This is a genomic window from Alkalimonas collagenimarina, from assembly GCF_030717845.1.
Taxonomy (GTDB): Bacteria; Pseudomonadota; Gammaproteobacteria; order Enterobacterales; family Alteromonadaceae; genus Alkalimonas; species Alkalimonas collagenimarina.
In genome coordinates, this window is record NZ_JAUZVZ010000003.1 from 155,181 (window position 1) to 179,392 (window position 24,212).

Below are 24,212 nucleotides of genomic sequence, written 5' to 3' on the forward strand. Positions count from 1 at the left end.
TGCTGCCCATGACACCCTGGCTAAGTATTTTAATTCCAGCTTATAAAGTGGCTGACTATTTACATGACTGCCTTCACTCCATCATGCCGCAATTAGATGACGGCTGTGAAGTTATTATTTTAGACGATGACTCGCCAGATAACTGCTATCCCATCATGTGCAGTTGGCAACAGCGTTACCCCAAGCAACTCACTCTGCTCAAACACACCCACAATAAGGGGCTAAGTGCAGCGCGCAATACAATGCTACAGCGTGCCAGTGGCCGCTATTTGTGGTTTTTTGATTCCGATGATGTCATGACCGCCGGCGCCATTCATGAACTTAAGTCGATCATCACGCAGCAAGCACCAGATTTAATTCTCTGTGATTTTGAGCTGCTCAGAGCCAAACGTAGCCTAAAGCACTATCTGCGTGGTGAGCATCATCGCAGCAGCTTTCATGGGCCCTGCCAGCAACTTAGTACAGATAAAGAAGGCCTAATTGCCGGTCTGTTCTCTGCCGGACAAATGCATATCTGGTCCAAAATATCAAAGCGGTCGCTATGGCAGAATGATCTCCACTTTCCGGTCGATCGCTATTTTGAAGACATCAGTGTGACACCACGATTAGCTCTGACTGCAAAGCACTATTACTACCAACCCAGCCCTTGGGTTCAGTATCGTCAGCGACCCAACAGTATTTTATCGAATAAATCGCCGGCCATGCAGTACAAAAAAAGTATCGATCTAGCAGAAGCATTACTTGGCTTTGATGCATTACTTCATCAGCAATTACCTAGCCGTCAGGCCAAGACCAACTTTTATATCAGCTACTTTTGTGCGCGAAACTTTATAGGTGCCTGTAAAACCTTACAAAGCAGCCAACCTAAAACCAGCGCTCTGCTCAAAGAGTATCTAACAGCATTCAAAGCATCCAGTACTATGCCGATACCGTGGTTACTGCTGATGTGTTGCCTGCATGGCTGGCCTATCCGTGCTGTAAAAATTGGCTATTGGTTGCACAAAGCTCAGTTATCCTCACGCAGCACAGCCTTACAGTACTAGGCAAAAAAAAAAGCCCTGCAAAGCAGGGCAAACAACCAAGGTCCACGTATAACATCGTTATTGGTCCGGTGTTAGCTGAGCTTTTGGCTTCGTGCTAACGACCGTTGACCACATCATTCGGGGGTAACTCAACTGAGTATTACTGCTCAGTTTCTACAATTTTTTTCATTGCGGTCATGTAACCACGTAATGTTTTGCCAACTATCTCCACTGGGTGATTACGAATCGCTTCGTTGATGGCAATCAACTCAAGATTATCAACACCTTGTTGCGGAGCACTCAAACCTTTGCCAACCAACTCGCTGCTTAAGCTATTAACCGTATCCCGTAATAACGGCACAGCAGCATTGGCGAACAAGTAATTGCCATACTCAGCAGTATCAGAAATCACCACATTCATTTCATACAAGCGCTTACGAGCGATGGTATTGGCAATTAATGGTGTTTCATGCAGCGACTCGTAATACGCCGACTCAGCGATAATACCGGCATCAACCATGGTCTCAAACGCCAGCTCAACACCAGCTTTGACCATAGAGACCAACAAGATGCCGCGATCAAAATAACTTTGTTCGGCAATTTGCTCTGATGACTCAGGTGCCTGCTCAAAGCTGGTTTGCTTGGTTTCTTCGCGCCAGCGTAGCAAGTTTGCATCATCCTTGGCCCAGTCAGCCATCATGGTACTGGAGAACTCACCACTGATAATGTCGTCCATGTGTTGCTCGAACAAAGGGCGCAGTTGCTGCTTCAATTGCTCAGCTAACCGGTATGCTTTCACTTTCGCGGGGTTCGGTAAACGATCCATCATGTGGGTAATGCCACCATGCTTCAACGCCTCGGTGATCACTTCCCACCCCTGCTGGATCAGTTTAGCCGCATAACCGGCTTCGATACCGTCAGCCACCATGCGTTCATGCGCCAGAATAGAACCCGTTTGCAACATGCCACACAGAATGGTTTGCTCGCCCATCAAATCAGATTTTACTTCCGCGATGAACGATGAATGCAGAACTCCTGCTCTATCGCCACCAGTCGCTGAGGCATAGGCTTTTGCAATCGTCAGCCCCTGACCTTTTGGATCATTCTCCGGATGTACAGCCAACAAGGTAGGCACACCAAAACCACGCTTGTACTCTTCGCGAACTTCGGTACCCGGACACTTTGGCGCCACCATGATGACGGTAATATCGGGGCGGATTTGCTTGCCTTCCTCAACAATATTAAAACCATGCGAGTAAGCTAAGGTCGCACCCTGCTTCATTAGCGGCATCACTGCATCTACTACAGCACTGTGTTGCTTGTCAGGTGTCAGGTTTAATACCAAATCCGCTTGTGGGATCAGCTCCTGATAAGTACCTACTTTAAAGTTATTGCTGGTTGCCTTTACAAAAGACGCGCGTTTTTGTGCGATCGCTTCTTCACGCAGGGCATAGCTGATGTTCAAACCAGAATCACGCATGTTCAGGCCTTGGTTTAGCCCTTGAGCACCGCAGCCGACAATTACGATAGTCCATTCTTTAATGGCATTGCAGCCATCCGCAAATTCACTTTTGTCCATAAACCGGCATTGTTTCAGCTGAGTCAGCTGCTGCCGTAAGTTTAAACTGTTAAAATAATTGCTCATGCTACATCTCTGAATACTTGTACGCGAACCAGCCGTTCTGATCGTTGCAACATCACGTTGCTGCGTTAATGAAATCATCATACGACACTGTACTTATTGCATGAAGTGATATATTTTCAATTCTGTATTTCACTTTATGAAACTTAAGCTATGGATATTCGCAGCACTCAACTTTTTTTGCATTTGGCATCCAGTCTAAACTTTGCCAAAACCAGCGAGCAAATGTTTGTCAGCCCTTCCACTCTGACCCGCGTCATCCAACGATTGGAGCAGGAACTCAATACCGAGTTATTCATTCGGGATAAACGCTCCGTCAAGCTAACAACGGAAGGCAGGCGTGTGCAGCAGTTCGCTTGTCTATGGTTGGATGAATGGCATCAATTGCAGCTAGACCTGGCCATGAGTAGCTCTCAGCTGGTAGGTGAAATAAAGCTATTTTGCACCGTGACTGCCAGCTACAGCCATCTACCTGATATTCTGGATAAATTCAGGGTACTTTGCCCAAAAGCCGAAATAAAACTCACCACCGGGGATGCTTCGATTGCGATGGAGAAAGTACGAAGCGGTGAAGCCGATATCGCCTTAGCTGCCCACCCAGAGCAACTGCCGTCAAACATGGCTTTTCACTCCATCACCAAGCTGCCAATTGGTTTAATAAGCCCGACGCTACCCGGCAAAGTTGCTGACTTGCTGGCACTGGATCCTATTCCATGGCATGACATTCCCATGATCCAACCCGAACGAGGCCCTGCGCGCAGTCGATTTGACCGTTGGATCAAAGATACTGGGATCACACCTCACGTGGTCGCTAAGGTGGATGGTCATGAAGCCATGGTTAGTATGGTCGCACTCGGGACGGGAGTCGCCTTAGCGCCTGATGTAGTTGTCCAACTCAGTCCAGTAAAAGATCGCGTGAAAGCACTTAAAGTAGATTATAATTTCGCCGACTTTGATTTGGGGATCTGTTTACTAAGTAAACGAAATCAAGAGCCTCTGCTCAAAGCATTCTGTCAAGTAGCCAGTAGGTAGCGTACAGTGGAGACGTTTCAAGGACATGCTGATTCGGTATAGTAAAGTCGCCTCAAGCTGTAAAACCGAAAGCGACCTTCACTAGATATCAGACGTTGTTATTTCACAACCGTCAGATGAGATTTACCGCTTTTACTTTTCGCTGGTGTAGACGGCTTACCTGTCATCTCTTCATCCATCTGCTCATCAAAATCATCCATGTCCGTTTCGTCTTCATCCAACGTGAATACGGTGCCAGCGCCATTTTCTTTGGCATAAATGGCTAACACCGCTTTGACAGGGATATAGAGGGCAAATGGATGCCCACCAAAGCGGGCACTGCAACTGAGCACGTCATTACCCATTTGCATCTGCGAAACGGCAGAAGGTGCCATATTCAGCACGATCTGTCCATTTTGCACGAATTGAGGTGGCACCTTAGTATCTGGATAGTCTGCATCAATCACCAGATAAGGTGTACAGTCGTTATCCACGATCCACTCATAAAATGCCCGCAACAAGTAAGGTCGATTTGGGGTCACAATCAGCCTCCTTTTCCTCGACGGTACTCCCGTTCAGCTTCGGTCAGTGATGCCATAAAGGAATCACGATCAAATAAACGAGCCATGTAGTTCATCAGAGTCTTGCTGCCCGGCCCACTCAGTTCAATACCTAACTTTGGTAACCGCCACAACAATGCCGCCATGTAACAGTCTACTAAGCCAAACTCCTCACTCATAAAGAAAGGCGCTTCATCAAATAAAGGGGCAACCGCCAACAAGCCTTCGGTAAGATCTTGTCGCGCCTGCTCAGCATCATCAGCATGGCGTAAAATCCGCTCAGCCAACGCATACCAATCTTTTTCAATGCGGTACATCATCAAGCGTGCCTGACCACGGGCAACCGGATACACAGGCATCAAAGGGGGGTGTGGGAAACGCTCGTCCAAATACTCAATAATGATTTGTGCCTGATACAGCGACAGCTCACGATCGAGCAAGGTTGGCAAACTGCCATATGGATTGACTTCATACAGTTCCTCAGGAAGGTTATCCTGAGTGACCTGGAGAATATCAACACTGACGCCTTTTTCTGCCAGTACGATGCGCACTTGATGACTATACATATCATCCGCAGCAGAAAACAGTGTCATCACAGGGCGTTTATTGGCTGAAATCGCCATGCATTCCTCCGGTTTACAATAAACAGCAAAGGGGCCAACAGGCCCCTATCATTAAATACTTTTAGATATCAAATAATTAGTGAACATCTTTCCAGTATTCTTTCTTCAACAGATAGGCCAGAACAAAAAAGATAGCCAGGAAGATTAATACTTTAATACCCAGGCGTTCCGACTCTAACCGATAAGGCTCGCCAGTATACACTAAATAGTTCACTAAATCCGCCACGGCGCGATCGTACTCATCCTCGCTCATTTCACCGGAACCATCGGTACGAATACCAACATAAACCTGAGTCTGTTGACCATCGACCAAGCGTGTTTCATAGGCTTTGTAAGGTACCCCTTGCAGCTCTTGCAACACGTGCGGCATCCCAACCATTGGAAAGACATCATTATCAACACCAAATGGGCGACTTTCATCTTTGTAGAATGACTTTAAGTAGGTATAAATCCAATCAGGACCACGGACTCGCGCTACGTTGGTGAGATCCGGAATTGCATCTCCAAACCATTCTGCCGCATCAACCGGATCCATGGTGTTGGTAATATGATCACCAACCCGCTCACCGGTAAACATGAGATTTTCCATACCCAGCTCTTCTGGGATATCCAGATCGCGAAAGCTACGAGCATAGCGCTGATACTGCATCTGGTGGCATGCAAGGCAGTAGTTTTGATACAAGGCAAAACCGCGCTGCAGTGAAGCAGTGTCCCGAATATCAACTGGTGCTTTTTCCAATGGAATGTTCGGGCCAGCTGCCAACACGACAGAGGATGCCAACAAAGCCGCTGCAGAAATAATACGTTTCAACATCAGGTCAACCTCTCTGGCAATGGCTTGGTATTTTCATTTTTGCTGTAGAACCACAGTAAAATAAAGAAACCAAAATACGTGAATGAGAAAAACTGCGACAGGAAAGTGTACAGTGGAGTCGCTGGTAATACACCAAGGATCCCCAAAGCCACAAAGCTAATGCAGAAATTGACCAAATTCAGCTTATGCAGACCACAACGATAGCGGATAGAGCGTACTTTACCACGGTCGATCCATGGCAATAACGCCAAGGCCAGAATGGCTGCAAACATCGCAATAGCACCAAATAATGGGTTAGGTACTGCCCGCAAAATGGCGTAGAACGGTGTGAAATACCACACTGGAGCAATATGCTCAGGGGTCTTCATTGGATTAGCCAATTCAAAGTTTGGTGCTTCCAGGAAGTACCCACCCCCTTCTGGCATAAAGAAGATGACATAGGCGAACAAGAATAAAAAGCCAGCCAGACCAACCAGGTCTTTCACCGTGTAATACGGGTGAAATGGGATCGAGTCGATGATGACTTTCTTACCACCTTTGGTAAAGTTGTCATGAAACTCAAATTTGCTCACTGCATCCGCAGGTACACTGCTGTCATCTTTATCCCGCTTGGTATCAATACCATCTGGGTTATTTGAGCCAACTTCGTGCAACGCCATGATGTGTAAAAACACCAAAATAACCAACACCAGAGGCAAGGCGATGACGTGCAAAGCAAAGAAGCGATTGAGCGTTGCACCGGAGATCACGTAGTCACCACGGATCCACAGCGTTAAATCATCCCCAATAAATGGAATGACCCCGAAAATAGAGATAATAACCTGAGCTCCCCAGAACGACATTTGTCCCCAAGGCAGCATATAGCCCATAAAGGCTTCAGCCATCAGCACCAGATAAATCAGCATACCAAAGATCCACAGTAACTCTCGTGGTTTCTGGTAAGATCCATACATCATGCCGCGTAGCATATGCAAATACACCACGACGAAAAATGCCGATGCACCTGTGGAATGCATATAACGCAGCAGCCAACCATACTCGACGTCACGCATGATGTATTCGATAGAACGGAAAGCACCTTCAGCAGAAGGTTCGTAATTCATGGTTAACCAAATACCAGTCAGTATCTGATTGACTAGCACCACAATGGCTAAAGAGCCAAAGAAGTACCAGAAATTGAAGTTTTTTGGCGCTGGATACTGCGTCATGTGGATTTTCATTTTTTCCACAACAGGCAGACGATACTCGATCCAGTTCATCAAGTTTTTCATCAGGCAGTCTCCTCGTCTTCACCCACCAAAATGGTGAACTCATCAGTAAACATATACGGAGGAACTTCCAGATTGGTTGGTGCGGGTACATTCTGAAACACCCGGCCGGCAATATCGAAGCGGGAACCATGACATGGACAAAAGAAACCCGAACGGACACCCTCAGCCTGCGACGCAAATTCATTCGGCATGTAAGTTGGTGAACAGCCGAAGTGCGTACAGATACCAACCGCCACAAAAAACTCAGGACGAATGGAGCGATGACGATTTTGGGCATACACCGGTTGTTGCAGTTCTTTTGATTCTGGATCACGTAACCGGTTTTCGTGGTTAGGTAATTGCTCAATCATTTCTTGTGTGCGTTTAACAATCCAAACCGGCTTTCCACGCCACTCTACCCGTATTAGCTGTCCTTCTTCCATTTTGCTGACATCTGCACTCACTGCAGCACCAGCCTGGCGAGCCCGTTCACTCGGGCTCCAGGACGCAATAAAGGGAACAGCGGCTCCAATGGCACCAACTCCACCCACGACCGATGTTGCAATGGTCAGGAAGCGGCGGCGACCATGATCTACAGGCGCGTTGCTCATCCACTCATCTCCACATTTACGCTTAAACACAACTTATTTTAAGCGGCTGTTTACCAGCAAATTATTATAAATGAATAAATAACGACGATCATAATGAAAAGCCACGCTTTACACAAGGATTAACCGCCGCTGAATAGCAATAAAAAACCCGACACAAGGTCGGGCTTTTGAGGTGTAAATACAGCTTAACGCTTAGAGAACTGTGGACGCTTACGTGCTTTACGCAGACCCACTTTCTTACGTTCAACCTGACGTGCATCACGGGTCACGAAGCCAGCTTTACGCAGCTCCGGACGCAGGGTTTCGTCAAACTCCATCAGTGCACGGGTAATACCGTGACGGATAGCGCCTGCCTGACCACTGATACCACCACCTTTCACAGTGATGTGCATGTCAAATTTTGAAACCATATCAACCAGCTCTAATGGCTGCATAACAACCATACGGGCAGTTTCACGACCAAAGTACTCAGTGATAGAGCGCTTGTTGATCACGATGTTGCCTGAACCAGCTTTCAAAAATACACGGGCCGTTGAGCTTTTACGACGACCAGTTCCATAGTATTGATTCTGTGCCATGAGATGCTCCGATTAGATGTCTAAAACTTGCGGTTGCTGAGCAGCATGTTGATGCTCGGCGCCTGCATATACTTTTAACTTACGGAACATAGCACGACCCAGTGGGCCTTTTGGCAACATTCCCTTGATGGCTTTTTCCAGCACCATCTCAGGTTTTTTCGCCAACAACTTTTCAAAGTTGATTTCTTTGATGCCACCCGGGAAACCACTGTGAGAATAATACATCTTATTCTTAGCTTTATTACCGGTTACCGTCACTTTGTCCGCATTGACCACGATGATGTAATCACCGGTATCGACATGCGGCGTGTACTCAGGCTTATGCTTGCCACGTAAGCGAGCGGCGATTTCAGTTGAGATACGTCCCAGAGTTTTACCGGCAGCATCCACAACATACCAGTCACGTTGGACGCTTTCTGGTTTAGCAGTAAAAGTTTTCATTTAAATTTTCCAAAACTTACATAGTTACAACGGATACGCACAGGGCTATTGTGCTGTATCGTGACCGTACCCCTTCGAGTACAAGCGTTACCTGGCTAAAGGGCAACAAGGCTGTAACGTAGGCCGGGCGCGGATTATAATGCATTCAAATCAAAAGATCAGCATTTCTGCTCAAAAAATATCAACTTTTTAAAAAGAAGTCTGTTGACCATGATAAATAGAGTTAGACTATGTTGCCTATGGTGGCTTATGGCAAGTGGGGTTGAGCCAAATAATCGTGCGACTGCATTTCCCTCAATCGACTGATGCAGCGTTTAAACTCAAAATTCAATAGCCCTCCCTGATACAAGTGCTCAAGTTCAGCTTCTGCCGATAAGATTAGCGTTACATTACGCTCATAAAACTCATCCACCAGCGCGATAAAACGCCGCGTCACATCGTCATTGTGCTGCCCCATTTGCTTAACCCCTGAGATTAGCACGGTATGGTAACAACGACTTAACTCCATGTAGTCGTATTGGCTGCGAGCGGTTTCACACAGCGCACTAAAAGCAAACCACACCACGCCATCGGCTTCGTGCCGGGCCTGTATACGACGGTTAGCTACTTCTATCGCTACATCCTGTTGCCGCGGTTCATCCGATAGCGCATGAAAATACTCCGCCAGATTGATTTCCGCTTGCTCATCGAGCGGCGCATGATAAATTTCGGCCTGCTCCAAAGTACGCAATCGGTAGTCAATGCCACTGTCCACATTTACCACATCAGTGTGTTGTTTAATGAGATCAATGGCTGGCAAAAAGCGCGCACGTTGCAAGCCATTACGATACAAACCGTCTGGCTCGATGTTTGAGGTTGCAACCAAGGTAATGCCGCGAGCAAACAGGGCCTGCATCAAGGTGCCCAACAGCATGGCATCAGTGATGTCTGAGACAAAAAACTCATCGAAGCAAATGATATCGGTTTCGGCTTTGAAACGATCGGCCACGATTTCCAAGGGGTTAACTTGATTTTTTAATATTTTCAGTTCTTCATGCACGCGATGCATAAAGCGATGAAAGTGGATCCGTAGCTTACGTTCAAACGGCAGGCACTCATAGAAGGTATCGACTAAGTAGGTTTTGCCGCGACCAACGCCGCCCCAAAAATACAGACCTTTCGCAGGTGCCGTCGTGGCTGTTTTCTTGAGCAACCTCTGCAAAAAACCTGATTTACTCTCTCGCTGCTTGAGTAAATCAGTGTACAGGCGTTGCAAGTGCCGCACGGCTTCGGCTTGAGCTTCATCCGGCTGAAAATCATCCCGCAACAAATCTTGTTGATATTTTTCCTGAGGTGACAGCATTGTTATATACTTGAAATAAGGCCATTCAGCCGCAATTAATGGTATGGTGCTATCTTAACATGCCTTACCACTGTAACTAAAAAAATCGGTTACACTTCCTTTGAATGATTTGATTTGATGTTGATGCAGGAGCTGTTATGACAATTACAATGACCTTAGTCTGGTTAGTCGTTGGTTTTTTGGGTGGTGGTCTCGCAGGCTGGTGGCTGGCACTTCGTCAACACAACCAGCATCAATTGCAGCTGGAACTAACAGAAACAAAAGAGCAATTAAAAAAATATAGGGCTGATGTCTCAAATCATCTGGAAACCACCAATCAGTTGATCACGCAGTTGCAAGACAACTATGGCAAGATTGCCAATCACTTGCAGCAAAGCAAAATGGAGTTGGTTGAAAAACCAATGCTTGAAAATAACAAGGATGAAACGCTATCGTACTTATCATCTGATACCGCCAGCCATATTCGAGACTCCCTGCATCAACTCGATGAGAAAAAGCCGACGTATTCTAAATCCTATGAACAACCTCGTGATTATGCAGGCCAGAGCAGCGGTTTATTTAAAGAGCCTCAGCACAAGTCACCGAAGCAAGCAGTGAGCTCTGCCCAGAAAGATTAAGGCTGATCCTCCATTGAACTTTTTTTCGTACTAAGTATCTTTATCATCATTCTGAATCATGTAACGACGCCCTGCCTCATTGCAGCCGAAACTATCGCAGCTGCATGAGAACGGGTTTATGCTCAGTGTGTTTGAAGGAGATGTTCATTTATGAAAAATGCCGTTGTGTCCATCACCAGCCTGATTGCAGCACTTTGCCTGACGATCGGACTGGCTCAAGCAAGTATTCCATTAATCCAAGCCAGCGACGGCGATATGCCGACACTGGCCCCCATGCTCGAACAGGCAACTCCCGCCGTAGTCAATATATCCGTGCAAGGCAGCCGTGAGGTTCGCCAACGAATGCCAGATGCCTTCCGCCACTTTTTCGGACCTCGGGCCCCCGGCGAGCTCCGTGAAGAACGGCCATTTAGAGGGTTGGGTTCCGGCGTTATTATTGATGCTGAACAAGGCTATATCGTCACCAATGCCCATGTGATCCGTGATGCCAGTGATATTGTCATTAACTTACAAGATGGTAGAACCTATAAAGCAGAAAAGTTAGGTGAGGATCCTGAAAGCGATATCGCCTTACTGAAGATTGAAGCAGATAATCTGGTTGCTTTACCGTTAGCCAACTCAGATGGCTTGCGCGTGGGTGATTTTGCCATTGCTATCGGCAATCCATTTGGTTTAGGCCAGACGGTCACCTCAGGTATTGTCAGTGCGCTTGGTCGCGGTAATCTTGGCATGGAGGGGTATGAAGACTTCATTCAGACCGATGCGGCTATCAATAGTGGTAACTCTGGCGGCGCCCTGGTCAATTTACGCGGTGAACTGATTGGCATTAATACCGCCATTTTAGGTCCCCACGGTGGCAACGTTGGTATTGGTTTTGCTATTCCATCCAACATGATGAAAAGTTTGATCGATCAAATGATAGAGTTTGGCGAGATCCGCCGGGGCAGCTTAGGAATTCGCGGTATTGATGTATCGTCTGAGCTGACAGAAGCGATGAACTTACCCGTCAGCCAGGGTGCATTTGTCAATGAGGTACTGCCCAATTCAGCTGCTGAAACAGCGGGATTGCGCTCAGGTGATGTCATTGTTGGCATGAATGGCAACCGCATTATTAACTTCCGCGAATTACGTGCAAAAATTGCCACCCTTGGCGCTGGTCGGAATGTAAGCTTAGCGGTGTTACGCGATGGCAAGACGCTCGATATTGAGGTGACACTGGGTCGCGCAGAACAAACTCAGATTGCAGCCAACGTGATCCACCCGATGCTGGAAGGGGCCACACTACTCAATGATCAAACACATGACGGCAAAGCGGGAGTCCTGGTCAGTGAGTTGGAACGCGGTGCGCCTGCAGCTCGTCTTGGGCTAGAGAAAGATGATGTTATCATTGGCGTCAACCGACAACGTACACACAACTTAGCTGAACTAAGGAAAGCATTACAAGATCAGCGTGGTGTTATCGCCCTCAATATCCAGCGTGGTCAACAAACCCTCTATGTGCTGATCCGCTAGCCATTCATTCGTTATCACAAACCAAGCAGTAGTCGTTTTCTGGCTACTGCTTTTGTGTAATTGATGTTATGCTTAGTCCATTCTAAATTGGCTAACTTGATGTCAGTGCTTAAGATTATTTTCTTTGTGTTACGAAGTATTGCTTACGGTCTGGCGCTTGCGCTGGTGTTGTTGCTATTGTTCCCACAATACATCAACTTTCAACTTCCAAGCCCTGCTTTGCATGAAGAAGAACAAAAGCAAGCGCCAGTATCCTATTCCAGAGCCGTAAGGATGGCAGCGCCCTCCGTGGTCAATGTGTATACCCGCACCACCATCAATCATCCTCGCTCGCTCCGGGCCCGAACCGTAGAGCGACAAGAACTCGGCTCTGGTGTCATTATGAGTTCACAAGGCTACATTCTAACCAATCATCATGTGGTGTATGGGGCGGATCATATTGAAGTCGCTTTGCAAGATGGTCGTTGGCTCGAAGCCGTGTTGATTGGTCAAGATGAACTGACCGACTTAGCTTTGTTGTATGTCGAAGCAGATAATCTACCAGCCATCCCACAGGATCCTCAGCTAGATCCTCAAGTTGGAGATGTCGTGCTCGCGATTGGTAATCCGTTGAATTTGGGCCAGACCGTAACGCAAGGCATCATCAGTGCCAATGGCAACGATGGCATGAGCTCACGCGGTTACTTCGATTTTATGCGAATGGATGCCGCCATCAATGCTGGTAATTCAGGTGGGGCTTTGGTGAATAGCAATGGTACTCTGGTCGGCATTAATGCAGCTACGTTCCAGCGCCAAAGTCAGGATGTACAAGGGATTTTCTTTGCGGTGCCTTACAAGCTTGCCCATCGAGTGATGGAGAAGTTAATTCAGCATGGCCGCGTGCTTCGTGGGCATCTTGGGGTGTCTGGTGATCCGGTGATTAATGCTGCAGGCGATCGGTTAATATCGACCGGTCAGCCGTTGTATGGCGTCTTGCTGACCTCTATCAGCCCTTACAGCCCGGCTGCGGAAGCTGGGTTGCAAGTCAATGATATCTTATTGGAAATTGATGGCAAAAGCTTCACCAGCACTCAGCATGCGCTGAATATGATCGCCGAGACGGTACCAGATACTACGGTGGAACTGACCATTCAACGCAACAACGAACGAATGGTTATCCCAACCTTAATCCGCGAGTTACGCAATTAAGGTTGGTTTTGTCTGCATATACAATTTTTAATTGGTACGCTTGATCGTGGCACCAAGTCCAGCTAGTTTATGCTCTATTCGCTCATACCCACGATCAATATGATAAATCCGATCGACAACAGTTGTTCCTTCAGCCACCAAACCAGCTATCACCAAACTAGCCGAGGCACGTAAATCTGTTGCCATCACTTGTGCCGCCGTCAATTGTTCGGTGTGCTGACATACCGCCGTATTGCCTTCCAACTGGATACGAGCACCCATCCGTTGTAATTCAGGCACATGCATAAAACGGTTTTCGAAAATAGTTTCCGTCACAGTTCCAACCCCTTGCGCTACAACATTCAACACAGTGAATTGCGCTTGCATATCGGTTGGAAAGCCCGGATGAGGCACAGTTTTCACTTGCACTGCCTTTAAGGTACGGCCAGTCATATTCAAGCGGATCCAGTCCTCACCTGTGCTAATGTCCGCACCAGCTTCACGTAACTTTTCCAGAACCACTTCTAGCTCGCCAGGTTGCGTGTTTCGACAGGTCACATCTCCGCCTGTCACCGCAGCCGCCACCAGAAAAGTTCCGGTTTCAATCCGATCTGGCAACACACGGTATCGACCACCATGCAAACGCTCTACCCCTTCTATCTGAATGGTATCGGTACCCGCACCAGATATTTTGGCACCCAAGGTGTTTAAAAAGTGAGCCAAGTCAGTAACTTCAGGCTCTCGGGCTGCATTCTCTATTACCGATACACCATCGGCCAATACAGCTGCAGCCATCAGATTTTCGGTACCCGTCACACTGACCATATCCATCACGATATGCGCCGCTTTTAACCGGCTGGCTTTGGCTTTAATGTAGCCATTCTCTACGGTGATATCGGCGCCCATTTTGCGTAAACCATCGATATGGAGGTTGACCGGCCGGGCGCCAATAGCACAACCACCGGGTAACGACACTTCAGCCTGACCAAAGCGGCTCAGTAAAGGCCCCAAAGCTAATATAGAAGCCCGCATGGTTTTGACTAAATCATAGGATGCGATTTGGCTATGAATTGGGCCTGCATCAATGATGACAGTATTGCCATCACGTTGAACCGTAGCACCAAATAACCGTAGCAATTTAAAGGTGGTATCAATATCTTTCAGTTCAGGCACGTTATCAATGATAACTTCGCCTTCCGATAGGATACTGGCAAATAAAATAGGCAGGGCTGCGTTCTTGGCACCGGAAATGGTTACCTCGCCACGTAGTTCAGCACCACCGGTCACTAAGAATTGTTGCATAAGCGTTTACATCGATGAGTTAAGTAATTTTTCTCTACGCCATTGCTCTGGCGTAAAAGTACGAATAGAAACTGCATGAATACTGCCGTCCTGAATGGCAGCCATCAAGGGAGCATAAATCATTTGTTGCTGTTTGACCCGGCTAACTTCAGCAAAGCAATCGCCAACTGCAGTGACAGAATAATGAGAACCATCTGCACTGACTTTGACTTCAGACAGCTGCAATTGTTCCTGCAAAAGTTGCTCGATTTGTTGAATGTCCATTAGTTACTCTGTGTTATCACTGATAGGAAGTAAAGCAAGTACATCGGTTACTTCAGCCAGTGAGTATAATTGAGAGGGCACATGCTGCAATTGAACCACCAAGCCCCCTTGTCTGGCAAGCGCTAATTGTTTTAATAGCCAAGCTAGCCCGGCCGTATCAATCGAGCTCAATTGTTTAAAATCGAAGACAACCTGACCTGACATGCTACTTAGTTGCTTAAAAGGCCAGCAACCAAGCAAAGTATTTCTATCCAATGTGCCATGAAATAGCAATCGTTGTTGATCATGCTCTATACGCAACACCGACTAGTCTCCTTCAGCAGGTTCAGCCGGCTCAATCGGTGCTTTAGCGCGTTCTTGCAGCAGTTCAGTCACTCGGCTTAAGCCCTGCTGACGGATCATGCCAGCTAGCTCAGCTCGTTTACTATCCAGCAGTGAAATACCTTCAGCCACCATATCAAACACCTGCCAATACTCAGAGTCTCTGGCGCGGCGTAATTTAAACTCAATGACGATATCCGGCTTACCAGGGTCGATGACCCGGGCTCTGACAGTTGCAATCTGGCGGTTGCCGACATCTTGGCTGGGCGCGATGATTACCTGCTGATCACGATACAAGGTCAGGGTTCCGGCATAGGTCGCAATCATGTACTCTTGAAAAGCGATGACAAAGGCATCACGCTCCTCTTCGGTGGTATTGCGGATATGATTACCAATCACCCGGAATGCCGCATAGCGCACATCAATGTAAGGTAATAGTTCTTCATTGACCATGGCCCGCATCAGCTCAGGATCGGCCATAATGTTATCTTTTTCTGCTGCTAACCGGGTAAACGCCTGATCCGCCACCACAGAGATCATTTCATAAGGGTCGGTAAATTTCTGTACCTCGGCCGCAGACAAAGAGACAGAAAGCAACAAAGCGAAGGTAGCTGTCATCTGTGTAAATAATTTAACTAATTTCATAACTAATCCCGATTAAATAAAAACTGACCGATCAATTCTTCCAGCACCATGGCTGAACGCGTGTCTTCAATCATATCGCCATCTTTGAGTATGTGGACGGTTTCGTCAATAAAGCCGGGCTGGATACCAAGATACTGCTCCCCCAGCAAACCAGAGGTTAAAATGACCACAGAGCTGGTTTCAGGGAAATTATCGTACTGTCGACTAATTTCAAGACGCACCCTGGGCGTGTAGTAGTTTTTGTCCAGTTCTATCGCCGCGACCCGGCCAACCACCACACCACCAACTTTGATGGGTGAGCGAGCCTTCAACCCACCAATATTTTCGAACTCGGCGTACAAGGTGTAGGTATCACCCGAGCCAGCAAAACCCGTGTTAGCTACTTTGAGTGCCAGAATCAAAAAAGCACCTACGGCTATAGCTACAAACAAACCGACTAAAATCTCAATTTTCCGTGTGCTCATGTTATCCACCAAACATTAATGCGGTTAAAATAAAATCAAATGCTAAAACTGCTAACGATGCGGTTACTACGGTTTCGGTGGTCGCCCGGCTAATACCCTCAGACGTTGGAACCGCATCAAACCCTTTGTGCAGAGCAATCCACATCACTATAAAAGCAAAAACGATGCTTTTAATGATGCCATTGAACACATCTTGATACAGATCGACATTCGCTTGCATCGCTGACCAATAGCCCCCGCCATCGACACCCAGCCAATCAACACCCACCAAATGACCACCCAAAATTCCTACCGCAGTAAAGATAATGGCCAGCAAAGGCATGCTGATCACACCAGCCCAAAATCGAGGGGAAATAATACGACGCAATGGGTCCACCGCCATCATTTCCATGCTCGATAGTTGTTCGGTTGCTTTCATCAAGCCAATCTCAGCCGTTAAGGCACTGCCTGCCCGCCCAGCAAAAAGCAATGCAGTAACAACAGGCCCGAGTTCACGCAACAAACTCAAGGCCACCAATGGACCCAACATTTGCTCGGCGCCAAACTTCACCAGTACGGTATAACCTTGCAAGGCCAGCACCATACCTATAAAGAGCCCGGAGACCAAAATAATCAGTAACGACAGCACACCGACAACATAGAGCTGCTTAATAAGCAACGGTGTTCCTTTACGGATGCTGGGCTTGCCAAAAATAGCTCCAAGCAGCATTAAAGCAGCACGACCCAGTCCCATAACGGAGTGAATAGTGGCAGCGCCCATTCGCTGCAGTTGATCCAACACCATCACAACAACTCCATTAATTCATCGGCATAAGGCGCCGCTTTGTAGTGAAAAGGCACGGCGCCATCGGCTTCGCCTTTCAAAAACTGTTGCACCAAAGGTGATTCATGCTGCCGCAGTTGCTCCGGTGTACCCTCTCCAATCACATGTTTTTCAGCCACTACGTAGACATAGTCGGCAATACTCATCACTTCGGTGACATCATGCGATACCACGATGGAGGTTAAACCCAGCGCATTGTTCAATGCTCGGATCAGTTTCACAACAATGCCCATCGATATCGGGTCTTGTCCGGCAAAAGGCTCATCGTACATGATCAACTGGGGGTCTAAGGCAATGGCACGAGCTAAAGCAGCCCGGCGCGCCATACCACCTGATAATTCAGCGGGCATTAAATCACGGGCTCCACGCAAACCTACCGCCTCTAGCTTCATGAGTACCATGATTTTAATTAAACTTTCCGGTAGCTTAGTATGCTCACGGATGGGAAACGCAACATTATCAAATACCGACATTTCACTGAACAAAGCTCCACTTTGAAACAGCATGCTCATATCTTTGCGTGTCTGATACAGTTCAGAGCGGTTCATCTTAGGAATGGAACGACCGCGAAACAAAATATCGCCACTATCGGGCCGCAGTTGACCACCAATCAACTTCAGCAGCGTAGTTTTGCCAATGCCGCTCGGCCCCATAATGGCGGTCACTTTTCCTTTTTCAACTGTCATATTCATACCGTCATAGATGAGGTTATCCCCTCGACTGAACGACAGATTTTGAATATCGACCATAATATCGGACAAAGTACTCTCCATATTGCAGGCTTAGCCTGCATCTAAACAGCGCGGCACTATACCGATACCGCTTTCCTATTTCAAATAAGTACCTATTTGCATTTAAACGAATGCAAACTCTATTGTATCAAAGTTGGCACTGCATGACCTTCTCATTATTCGTAACAAATCATTGCAAAAAGTCGAACACCTTAAAACACTATAAATTTTGCTTTTCTAAACAATAAACGGGAAAATAGCCACATTAGACCACCCCAGAAGGAATATTGAGTGTCGCCACTCATCACAGCCAGCATCTTCGTACTTGTCGGGCTTATCTTATTGATTTGGAGCGCAGATCGCTTTGTATATGGCGCATCCTCTATCGCCCGAAACCTGAATATTTCACCGATGATCATTGGTCTAACCATTGTTGCCATGGGCTCTTCAGCCCCTGAAATCATGGTTTCCGCCACGGCTGCCTGGCAAGGCCGACTCGATACCTCTGTGGGGAACGCTTTAGGGTCCAACATCACCAATATACTGCTGGTCATTGGTGCCACGGCTTTGCTCAAGCCCATTAGTGTCGCATCCATGACGGTGAAACGAGAATTTCCGTTGTTAATTTTATGCACTTTATTAGGGTACCTGTTTTTAGCCGATCAAACCTTAACCAGAGCTGAAGGAGGTATCCTTTTAACCGCTTTTGCCCTTTTCATTGCCTTGATGGTTTATTGGGGCCGCCATGTTGCTCCTGACGATCCGCTGCTCAGCGAGTATCAGGCGGAGTTGCCGCCGCCAATCACAACATACAAAGCAATTTTCTGGCTCGTCGCGGGTCTGCTATTGTTGCTGGCAAGCTCACAGTTGTTGGTGCATGGCGCAGTGACGATTGCCAGCTATGCTGGCATGAGTGATTTATTGATTGGCTTGACCATTATTGCCATCGGAACCAGTTTGCCTGAGTTGGCGGCCAGTTTAATTGGTATCCTCAAAGGCGAGGACGATTTAGCGCTGGGCAATATTATTGGCTCGAATATCTTTAACATTTTAGCGGTTTTAGGTATTGGCGTTGTCATTGCTCCGGGCAGCATTGATGTTAATGCAGCCGGCAGAGATAGTTACGTCATGATTGCGGCTACCGTAGTGATGCTGCTCATGAGTTTACGGATTGGTAAACTTCGGCGTATTAATCGGGTCGAAGGTCTACTGCTGCTGACAGCATTTATCGGTTATCAGTTTTTGTTATTTAACAGCTTTTAATATGGAAGCTCCCATGACCACTAGTTTTAAAGCTCAGGCGTTACAGGTTTTAGCCATCGAAGCAGAGGCGGTCTCGCAATTAGCCCGCTTTATCGATGATGACTTCGAGCGGGCCTGTCAACTCATTATGGACAGCAGCGGTCGGGTCATTGTCTCCGGCATGGGCAAGTCTGGCCACATTGCTAATAAAATTGCCGCAACCTTTGCATCCACCGGTACGCCAGCTTTTTTTGTCCATCCGGGTGAGGCCAGCCATGGCGATCTTGGTATGATCACCAAAGATGATGTGGTGATTGCCATATCTAACTCCGGAGAAACCGGTGAGATCCTCACCATCATTCCGGTGATCAAGCGCATAGGTGCTCATTTGATTGCCATGAGTGGAAATCCTTCCTCGACTTTAGCTAAGCTCGCTGATGTCCATGTCTGTGTTAAAGTCGATCAGGAAGCCTGCCCATTAGGGCTGGCCCCAACAGCAAGCACCACAGCAACACTTGCCATGGGAGATGCCATGGCAGTCGCTTTATTAAATGCGCGTGGCTTTTCAGCCAATGATTTTGCCTTATCTCACCCAGGGGGCAGCTTGGGCCGGCGTTTACTGTTACGCTTACAAGATGTGATGCACAGCGATAGTGCTGTGCCTATCGTGTTGGTCACTGCATCTATTAAAGAGGCATTATTGGAAATGTCTGCCAAAGGTCTGGGGATGACCGCCATTGTCGATTCATCCGGTCAATTGCAAGGTGTTTTTACCGATGGTGATTTACGCCGTATTCTTGATCAACGCTATGATATTCATGACACAGCCATTACTATGGTGATGACGCCTGACTGTATTACGGCAGCCCCGGAAACCTTAGCAGCCGAAGCGTTAAAGATGATGGAGCAGCGCAAGATTAACGGCTTAATTATTATTGATGCACAAAAGAAACCGATTGGTGCGATGAATATGCATGACCTGTTAAAGGCTGGAGTGTTGTGATGCGCAGCTTATTTAAACAATGCTACCAAGCAGTCTCCGATGAGCTGTGGCAACAGGCGCAACAAATCCGTTTGCTGATTTGTGATGTTGATGGAGTTTTTTCGGATGGTCGCATTTACCTTGGTAACGACGGCGAAGAGCTAAAAGCCTTCCATACCCGCGATGGCTATGGCGTCAAAGCCTTACGCAAAGCTGGCGTAGAGGTTGCGGTCATCACCGGTCGTACCTCTGATATCGTCCAGAAACGTATGCAATCACTGACCATCCCCTATATTTATCAGGGACAAGAACAAAAAATACCGGCCTACAACGAGTTGCTTACTACACTGTCGCTTCAGCCGGAGCAAGTGGCCTATATCGGTGACGATTTAAGTGACTGGGATGTCATGCAGCGTGTTGGCCTGAGCATTGCGGTTCATGATGCTCACCCGTATTTGCGACTCCATGCTAACTATATTACCCAAAGCCTCGGTGGTTATGGTGCAGTTCGGGAAGCCTCAGATCTGCTGCTCATGTGCCGCAACGCTTTTCAACAATTTGATGGCAGTAGCTCATGAAAAGCTGGCTACGGCTTAGCCTAATACTCTTGCTGGTAGCTGCGGTATTCAGCTACTGGTGGCATTCAGCATCTGAAGACAGCACATCCATTTACACGGAACGGGAACTGATCCCGGATTTTATAGCCGAACAGTTAACACGTACCGTGTACAATGAAGATGGCCAGCTCAGTGAGTTGGTGCAGGCAGAACGTATGGAGCACTTTGAGTGGCTTGGCTTTACACAACTCGAGAAGCCTGTATTTACCTTGCTAGATAGAGCACACAACCTGAGTTGGCAGGCGTCCAGTGTATCCGCAGTATTGTACCCGAATGACAAGCTGATTCTTGATGGTGAGGTGTTATTGCAAAATTTAGCCCCTGACGATTTAATTGATCGAGTGCAAACATCGTACCTTGAAATGTCACTCCCTTCGGAGCTTATTACCACCGACGAAGAGGTAATGATTTTCGGTATAGGCTTTACCATACACGGTTTAGGTATGCGAGCCAGCCTGAATGAACAGAGTATTTTTATGCAGCAACACCTACGGACGGATTACCAGAATGATTAAAACCTCTCTCCTACTGACGGCGTTGCTGTTCAGTGCACTCGCGTTGGCAGATCAGTCAGACTTCCAACAACCTTTATCTGTTGATTCGGACACTTTTTTCACCGATATACAAACATCTAATCTTGTGTATGAGCGTAATGTCATTGTACAACAGGGATCGCTCAAAATTCTGGCCGAAAAGCTCGAAATAGACGGTTCTGCCGGCAAAGGGGCAGAGATTTTTATTGCCACCGGTAACCCGGCAACCTACAGCCAACTGATGGAAGATGGCTCCAGAGTGGAAGCGGAAGCCCAAGAAATTCGCTTTGAGCGAGCCGACCGCATGCTGACCATGACGGGGAACGCAGAGTTAAGACAAAGCGGCAGTCTGGTTCGGGGCGCATTAATGCGCTATAACATTGAAACACAGCAATTAAATGCTGAACGTGGTGATGATGAAAATGGGCGAGTCAGGACAATATTTGAACCTGCGCAGCGTCAACCGCAAAACAATAATCAAGAAGAGAACCAACAACCATGACATTGAAAGCATCCCATTTAGCCAAAAGCTATAAAGGTCGGCATGTGGTGAAAGATGTCAGTCTGGAAGTGAATGCCGGACAAATCGTTGGCTTACTCGGACCCAATGGGGCTGGCAAAACCACCACATTTTACATGATCGTTGGCCTTGTGCCCTGCGATAAAGGGTCTATCATGCTGAACAATAGCGATGTGACTGATCAACCCATTCATCAACGCGCCCGGCTTGGGATTGGCTACCTACCCCAAGAGAGCTCCATTTTTCGTAAGTTAACGGTGCGGGATAACTTATTGGCTATACTGCAAACACGCAAAGAGCTTTCAAATTCACAGCAGGAAGAAACAGCTGATGATCTGCTGGAAGAGTTTCACATTGGTCATATCAGCCAGAGTCTTGGCATGAGTTTATCAGGGGGCGAACGCCGTCGGGTAGAAATTGCCCGGGCTCTGGCAGCCGATCCCGACTTCGTGCTACTGGATGAACCCTTTGCCGGAGTCGATCCTATTTCGGTACTGGATATCAAAAAAATCATTCAGCACCTCAGTCAACGTGGCATTGGTGTCTTGATCACCGATCACAATGTCAGAGAAACCCTTGATGTTTGTGAAACGGCCTATATTGTTAGTCATGGGGAGTTGATTGCAAAAGGTACCCCAGCAGATGTACTCGCAAACCAGCACGTCAGGGATGTATACCTTGGTGAGCAATTCAGGCTATAGTTATAGCATCAGGCTTTGTTTTTTTATGCAGGAGCACCGTACATACCAATGAAGCCATCTTTACAACTTCGTCTTGGCCAGCAACTCACCATGACTCCTCAGCTGCAACAAGCCATTCGGCTGTTACAGCTGTCGACTATTGAGTTACAACAAGAAATCCAGGAAGCACTGGATGCCAACCCCTTGCTGGAGTCTGAAGACGATTACGATCAGCTTAACGGTAGCGACGACAAGCAAGCTGACGACTCTATGCAACAACAAGATCCGTCAGAACAACATTCCTCAGATACACACAGTTCAGACGGTTCGGATGGCTCAGAAGATTATGACGAGCCCGATACCAGTGAGTCGATGACCAGCCAGGATATAAGCGATGATCTGCCACTGGATAACCACTGGGATGATTTAGTCAGTGCAGCCCCAGTTGCTTCAGCAGGCTACAATGGCGACGAGGATACCGCTTATCAAGGAGAAACCTCAGAGACGCTGCAAAGCTACCTGCGCTGGCAAATGGAGCTCACGCCATTTTCAGATACCGATCGTGCCATTGCTGAAATCATTATTGAAGCAATCGATGAAGCAGGCTTTTTAACCATTGAGTGTGAAGAGATCCTTGAATCATTAGGCCTGGACGACATTGAAGCTGATGAGGTTGAGGCCGTAATAAAGCGTATTCAGTTGTTTGACCCTATCGGCGTCGGCTCACGCAATGTACGGGAATCGTTGCTGGTTCAACTGCGTCAATTTGCCGAAGAAACACCTTATCTGGCGGCGGCTCGCTTGCTGATAAGTGAGCATGCCGATTTATTAGCCAATCGCGACTTTCGAACTTTGATGAAAGTGACTAGACTGAAAGAAGACGAACTGCGAGACGCGATGAAGTTGATCCATAGCTTGAATCCAAGGCCCGGTACCACAGTGATTCGGGAAGAACAAAGCTACGTGATCCCCGATGTATCGGTGAAAAAAATAAAAGGTCGCTGGCTGGTTGAACTTAATCCAGAATCCATGCCCAAAATCCGTATCAATCAACACTACGCAGCCATGTCACGCACTGCAAAAAACACGGCAGATACCCAGTTTATCCGGTCACATCTGCAAGAAGCGAAATGGTTTTTAAAAAGTATTGAAAGCAGAAATGAAACCCTGCTCAAAGTGGCTAACTGCATCGTTCAGCAGCAGCAAGGCTTTTTTGAGCATGGTGAAGAAGCAATGAAGCCGATGGTGCTGAATGATGTTGCCGAAATGGTAGGTATGCATGAATCCACCATATCCAGAGTCACTACGCAAAAATACATGCACACACCACGCGGTATTTTTGAGTTAAAGTTTTTTTTCTCCAGCCATGTTAGTACAGAAAATGGGGGTGAATGTTCGTCCACTGCAATTCGAGCTTTAATTAAGAAGTTAGTCGCGGCGGAAAACCCGGCAAAACCATTAAGCGATAGCAAAATGGTGGACATACTGTCGGATCAGGGCATCAATGTTGCCCGCAGAACCATTGCCAAGTACCGTGAGGCTTTGCTTATTCCGCCGTCTAATCAGCGTAAAACCTTACTGTAAGTACTTAACTAGAAGGAAACAGGCTATGCAAATCAATCTTACTGGTCGTCACGTTGAAGTCACTGAAGCCTTAAAAGAGTATGTAGATACCAAGTTTGCCAAACTTGAGCGTCACTTTGAGCATATTAACAATGTACATGTGGTGCTAAACGTGGAAAAATTGCAACAGATTGCAGAAGCCAAGCTCAACCTGAATGGTGGGGAAGTCTTTGCCGTCTCAGAAAGTGAGAATATGTATGCCGCCATTGATCAGCTAATCGACAAACTGGACCGGCAAGTCATTAAACATAAAGAGAAACTGGCCCGACATTAAT

General features: G+C 47.2%; 29 protein-coding genes. 13 read left to right on the forward strand and 16 right to left on the reverse strand.

The window, feature by feature from the left end; genetic code table 11:
- The first annotated feature begins 8 nt into the window (after nucleotides 1-8).
- A complete protein-coding gene (locus tag Q3O60_RS03095) occupies nucleotides 9-1,043 on the forward strand; it encodes a glycosyltransferase family 2 protein (RefSeq protein WP_305892437.1) in 1,035 nt (344 codons plus the stop codon).
- Nucleotides 1,044-1,182: 139 nt separating this feature from the next.
- Here the strand turns inward: Q3O60_RS03095 and ilvC are convergent, their stop codons facing one another.
- Nucleotides 1,183-2,667, reverse strand: a complete 1,485-nt coding sequence (gene ilvC, locus Q3O60_RS03100) for a ketol-acid reductoisomerase (RefSeq protein ID WP_305892438.1) — start codon at nucleotides 2,665-2,667, stop codon at nucleotides 1,183-1,185.
- 150 nt (nucleotides 2,668-2,817) lie between these two features.
- Between ilvC and ilvY the strand changes: the two genes are divergently transcribed.
- Nucleotides 2,818-3,696, forward strand: a complete 879-nt coding sequence (ilvY, locus tag Q3O60_RS03105; RefSeq protein WP_305892439.1) for an HTH-type transcriptional activator IlvY — start codon at nucleotides 2,818-2,820, stop codon at nucleotides 3,694-3,696.
- A 98-nt stretch (nucleotides 3,697-3,794) separates the two neighbouring features.
- Here the strand turns inward: ilvY and Q3O60_RS03110 are convergent, their stop codons facing one another.
- From Q3O60_RS03110 to zapE, 8 genes are all read right to left on the reverse strand, one after another.
- Nucleotides 3,795-4,217, reverse strand: a complete 423-nt coding sequence (locus Q3O60_RS03110; RefSeq protein ID WP_305892440.1) for a ClpXP protease specificity-enhancing factor — start codon at nucleotides 4,215-4,217, stop codon at nucleotides 3,795-3,797.
- 2 nt (nucleotides 4,218-4,219) lie between these two features.
- Nucleotides 4,220-4,858, reverse strand: coding sequence for a stringent starvation protein SspA (sspA, locus tag Q3O60_RS03115; RefSeq protein WP_305892441.1), 639 nt, complete (start codon nucleotides 4,856-4,858; stop codon nucleotides 4,220-4,222).
- A 76-nt stretch (nucleotides 4,859-4,934) separates the two neighbouring features.
- Nucleotides 4,935-5,672, reverse strand: a complete 738-nt coding sequence (locus Q3O60_RS03120) for a cytochrome c1 (protein ID WP_305892442.1) — start codon at nucleotides 5,670-5,672, stop codon at nucleotides 4,935-4,937.
- Nucleotides 5,672-6,943, reverse strand: coding sequence for a cytochrome b (locus Q3O60_RS03125; RefSeq protein WP_305892443.1), 1,272 nt, complete (start codon nucleotides 6,941-6,943; stop codon nucleotides 5,672-5,674). Before Q3O60_RS03125 ends, Q3O60_RS03120 begins: the two co-directional genes overlap by 1 nt.
- A complete protein-coding gene (petA, locus tag Q3O60_RS03130) occupies nucleotides 6,943-7,533 on the reverse strand; it encodes a ubiquinol-cytochrome c reductase iron-sulfur subunit (RefSeq protein ID WP_305892444.1) in 591 nt (196 codons plus the stop codon). The genes Q3O60_RS03125 and petA overlap by 1 nt, the downstream gene beginning before the upstream one ends.
- Nucleotides 7,534-7,718: 185 nt before the next feature.
- A complete protein-coding gene (gene rpsI, locus Q3O60_RS03135) occupies nucleotides 7,719-8,111 on the reverse strand; it encodes a 30S ribosomal protein S9 (protein WP_305892445.1) in 393 nt (130 codons plus the stop codon).
- 12 nt (nucleotides 8,112-8,123) lie between these two features.
- Nucleotides 8,124-8,552: a 50S ribosomal protein L13 gene (gene rplM, locus Q3O60_RS03140; protein WP_305892446.1), complete on the reverse strand. Its 429-nt coding sequence runs from the start codon at nucleotides 8,550-8,552 to the stop codon at nucleotides 8,124-8,126.
- Nucleotides 8,553-8,799: 247 nt separating this feature from the next.
- Complete coding sequence (zapE, locus tag Q3O60_RS03145; protein ID WP_305892504.1) at nucleotides 8,800-9,891, reverse strand: cell division protein ZapE; 1,092 nt, start codon at nucleotides 9,889-9,891, stop codon at nucleotides 8,800-8,802.
- A gap of 140 nt (nucleotides 9,892-10,031) precedes the next feature.
- Between zapE and Q3O60_RS03150 the strand changes: the two genes are divergently transcribed.
- The 3 genes from Q3O60_RS03150 (at nucleotide 10,032) to Q3O60_RS03160 (ending at nucleotide 13,211) form a co-directional block, all read left to right on the forward strand.
- Nucleotides 10,032-10,511, forward strand: coding sequence for a Z-ring associated ZapG family protein (locus Q3O60_RS03150; protein WP_305892447.1), 480 nt, complete (start codon nucleotides 10,032-10,034; stop codon nucleotides 10,509-10,511).
- 150 nt (nucleotides 10,512-10,661) lie between these two features.
- Nucleotides 10,662-12,023, forward strand: a complete 1,362-nt coding sequence (locus Q3O60_RS03155) for a DegQ family serine endoprotease (protein WP_305892448.1) — start codon at nucleotides 10,662-10,664, stop codon at nucleotides 12,021-12,023.
- A 99-nt stretch (nucleotides 12,024-12,122) separates the two neighbouring features.
- Nucleotides 12,123-13,211, forward strand: a complete 1,089-nt coding sequence (locus Q3O60_RS03160; RefSeq protein ID WP_369812619.1) for a trypsin-like peptidase domain-containing protein — start codon at nucleotides 12,123-12,125, stop codon at nucleotides 13,209-13,211.
- A 27-nt stretch (nucleotides 13,212-13,238) separates the two neighbouring features.
- Here the strand turns inward: Q3O60_RS03160 and murA are convergent, their stop codons facing one another.
- The 7 genes from murA to Q3O60_RS03195 are packed head-to-tail and all read right to left on the reverse strand — an operon-like array spanning nucleotide 13,239 to nucleotide 17,782.
- On the reverse strand, nucleotides 13,239-14,492 hold the full coding sequence (gene murA, locus Q3O60_RS03165) for a UDP-N-acetylglucosamine 1-carboxyvinyltransferase (protein WP_305892449.1): 1,254 nt from the start codon (nucleotides 14,490-14,492) through the stop codon (nucleotides 13,239-13,241).
- A 6-nt stretch (nucleotides 14,493-14,498) separates the two neighbouring features.
- Nucleotides 14,499-14,756, reverse strand: a complete 258-nt coding sequence (locus tag Q3O60_RS03170; protein ID WP_305892450.1) for a BolA family protein — start codon at nucleotides 14,754-14,756, stop codon at nucleotides 14,499-14,501.
- 3 nt (nucleotides 14,757-14,759) lie between these two features.
- On the reverse strand, nucleotides 14,760-15,059 hold the full coding sequence (locus tag Q3O60_RS03175) for an STAS domain-containing protein (RefSeq protein ID WP_305892451.1): 300 nt from the start codon (nucleotides 15,057-15,059) through the stop codon (nucleotides 14,760-14,762).
- Between the two features lie 3 nt (nucleotides 15,060-15,062).
- Nucleotides 15,063-15,722 carry an MlaC/ttg2D family ABC transporter substrate-binding protein gene (locus Q3O60_RS03180; protein WP_305892452.1) on the reverse strand — a complete coding sequence of 220 codons (660 nt, stop codon included), beginning with the start codon at nucleotides 15,720-15,722 and terminating at the stop codon, nucleotides 15,063-15,065.
- Between the two features lie 2 nt (nucleotides 15,723-15,724).
- On the reverse strand, nucleotides 15,725-16,186 hold the full coding sequence (mlaD, locus tag Q3O60_RS03185) for an outer membrane lipid asymmetry maintenance protein MlaD (RefSeq protein WP_305892453.1): 462 nt from the start codon (nucleotides 16,184-16,186) through the stop codon (nucleotides 15,725-15,727).
- A gap of 1 nt (nucleotide 16,187) precedes the next feature.
- Nucleotides 16,188-16,970, reverse strand: coding sequence for a lipid asymmetry maintenance ABC transporter permease subunit MlaE (gene mlaE, locus Q3O60_RS03190; RefSeq protein ID WP_305892506.1), 783 nt, complete (start codon nucleotides 16,968-16,970; stop codon nucleotides 16,188-16,190).
- Nucleotides 16,970-17,782: an ATP-binding cassette domain-containing protein gene (locus Q3O60_RS03195; RefSeq protein ID WP_305892454.1), complete on the reverse strand. Its 813-nt coding sequence runs from the start codon at nucleotides 17,780-17,782 to the stop codon at nucleotides 16,970-16,972. The genes mlaE and Q3O60_RS03195 overlap by 1 nt, the downstream gene beginning before the upstream one ends.
- Before the next feature lie 249 nt (nucleotides 17,783-18,031).
- On the opposite strand from Q3O60_RS03195, the gene Q3O60_RS03200 reads away from it, so the two are divergent.
- The 8 genes from Q3O60_RS03200 to hpf are packed head-to-tail and all read left to right on the forward strand — an operon-like array spanning nucleotide 18,032 to nucleotide 24,211.
- Nucleotides 18,032-19,003, forward strand: a complete 972-nt coding sequence (locus Q3O60_RS03200) for a calcium/sodium antiporter (RefSeq protein ID WP_305892455.1) — start codon at nucleotides 18,032-18,034, stop codon at nucleotides 19,001-19,003.
- A gap of 13 nt (nucleotides 19,004-19,016) precedes the next feature.
- Complete coding sequence (locus tag Q3O60_RS03205; RefSeq protein WP_305892456.1) at nucleotides 19,017-19,985, forward strand: KpsF/GutQ family sugar-phosphate isomerase; 969 nt, start codon at nucleotides 19,017-19,019, stop codon at nucleotides 19,983-19,985.
- Nucleotides 19,985-20,542: a 3-deoxy-manno-octulosonate-8-phosphatase KdsC gene (kdsC, locus tag Q3O60_RS03210; RefSeq protein ID WP_305892457.1), complete on the forward strand. Its 558-nt coding sequence runs from the start codon at nucleotides 19,985-19,987 to the stop codon at nucleotides 20,540-20,542. Before Q3O60_RS03205 ends, kdsC begins: the two co-directional genes overlap by 1 nt.
- Nucleotides 20,539-21,096, forward strand: coding sequence for an LPS export ABC transporter periplasmic protein LptC (lptC, locus tag Q3O60_RS03215; protein WP_305892458.1), 558 nt, complete (start codon nucleotides 20,539-20,541; stop codon nucleotides 21,094-21,096). Before kdsC ends, lptC begins: the two co-directional genes overlap by 4 nt.
- Nucleotides 21,089-21,616, forward strand: coding sequence for a lipopolysaccharide transport periplasmic protein LptA (gene lptA, locus Q3O60_RS03220; protein ID WP_305892459.1), 528 nt, complete (start codon nucleotides 21,089-21,091; stop codon nucleotides 21,614-21,616). The genes lptC and lptA overlap by 8 nt, the downstream gene beginning before the upstream one ends.
- Nucleotides 21,613-22,335 carry an LPS export ABC transporter ATP-binding protein gene (lptB, locus tag Q3O60_RS03225; protein WP_305892460.1) on the forward strand — a complete coding sequence of 241 codons (723 nt, stop codon included), beginning with the start codon at nucleotides 21,613-21,615 and terminating at the stop codon, nucleotides 22,333-22,335. Before lptA ends, lptB begins: the two co-directional genes overlap by 4 nt.
- Nucleotides 22,336-22,383: 48 nt before the next feature.
- Nucleotides 22,384-23,898 carry an RNA polymerase factor sigma-54 gene (locus tag Q3O60_RS03230; RefSeq protein WP_305892461.1) on the forward strand — a complete coding sequence of 505 codons (1,515 nt, stop codon included), beginning with the start codon at nucleotides 22,384-22,386 and terminating at the stop codon, nucleotides 23,896-23,898.
- Nucleotides 23,899-23,923: 25 nt separating this feature from the next.
- Nucleotides 23,924-24,211 carry a ribosome hibernation promoting factor gene (hpf, locus tag Q3O60_RS03235; RefSeq protein ID WP_305892462.1) on the forward strand — a complete coding sequence of 96 codons (288 nt, stop codon included), beginning with the start codon at nucleotides 23,924-23,926 and terminating at the stop codon, nucleotides 24,209-24,211.
- Nucleotide 24,212: the final 1 nt, after the last annotated feature.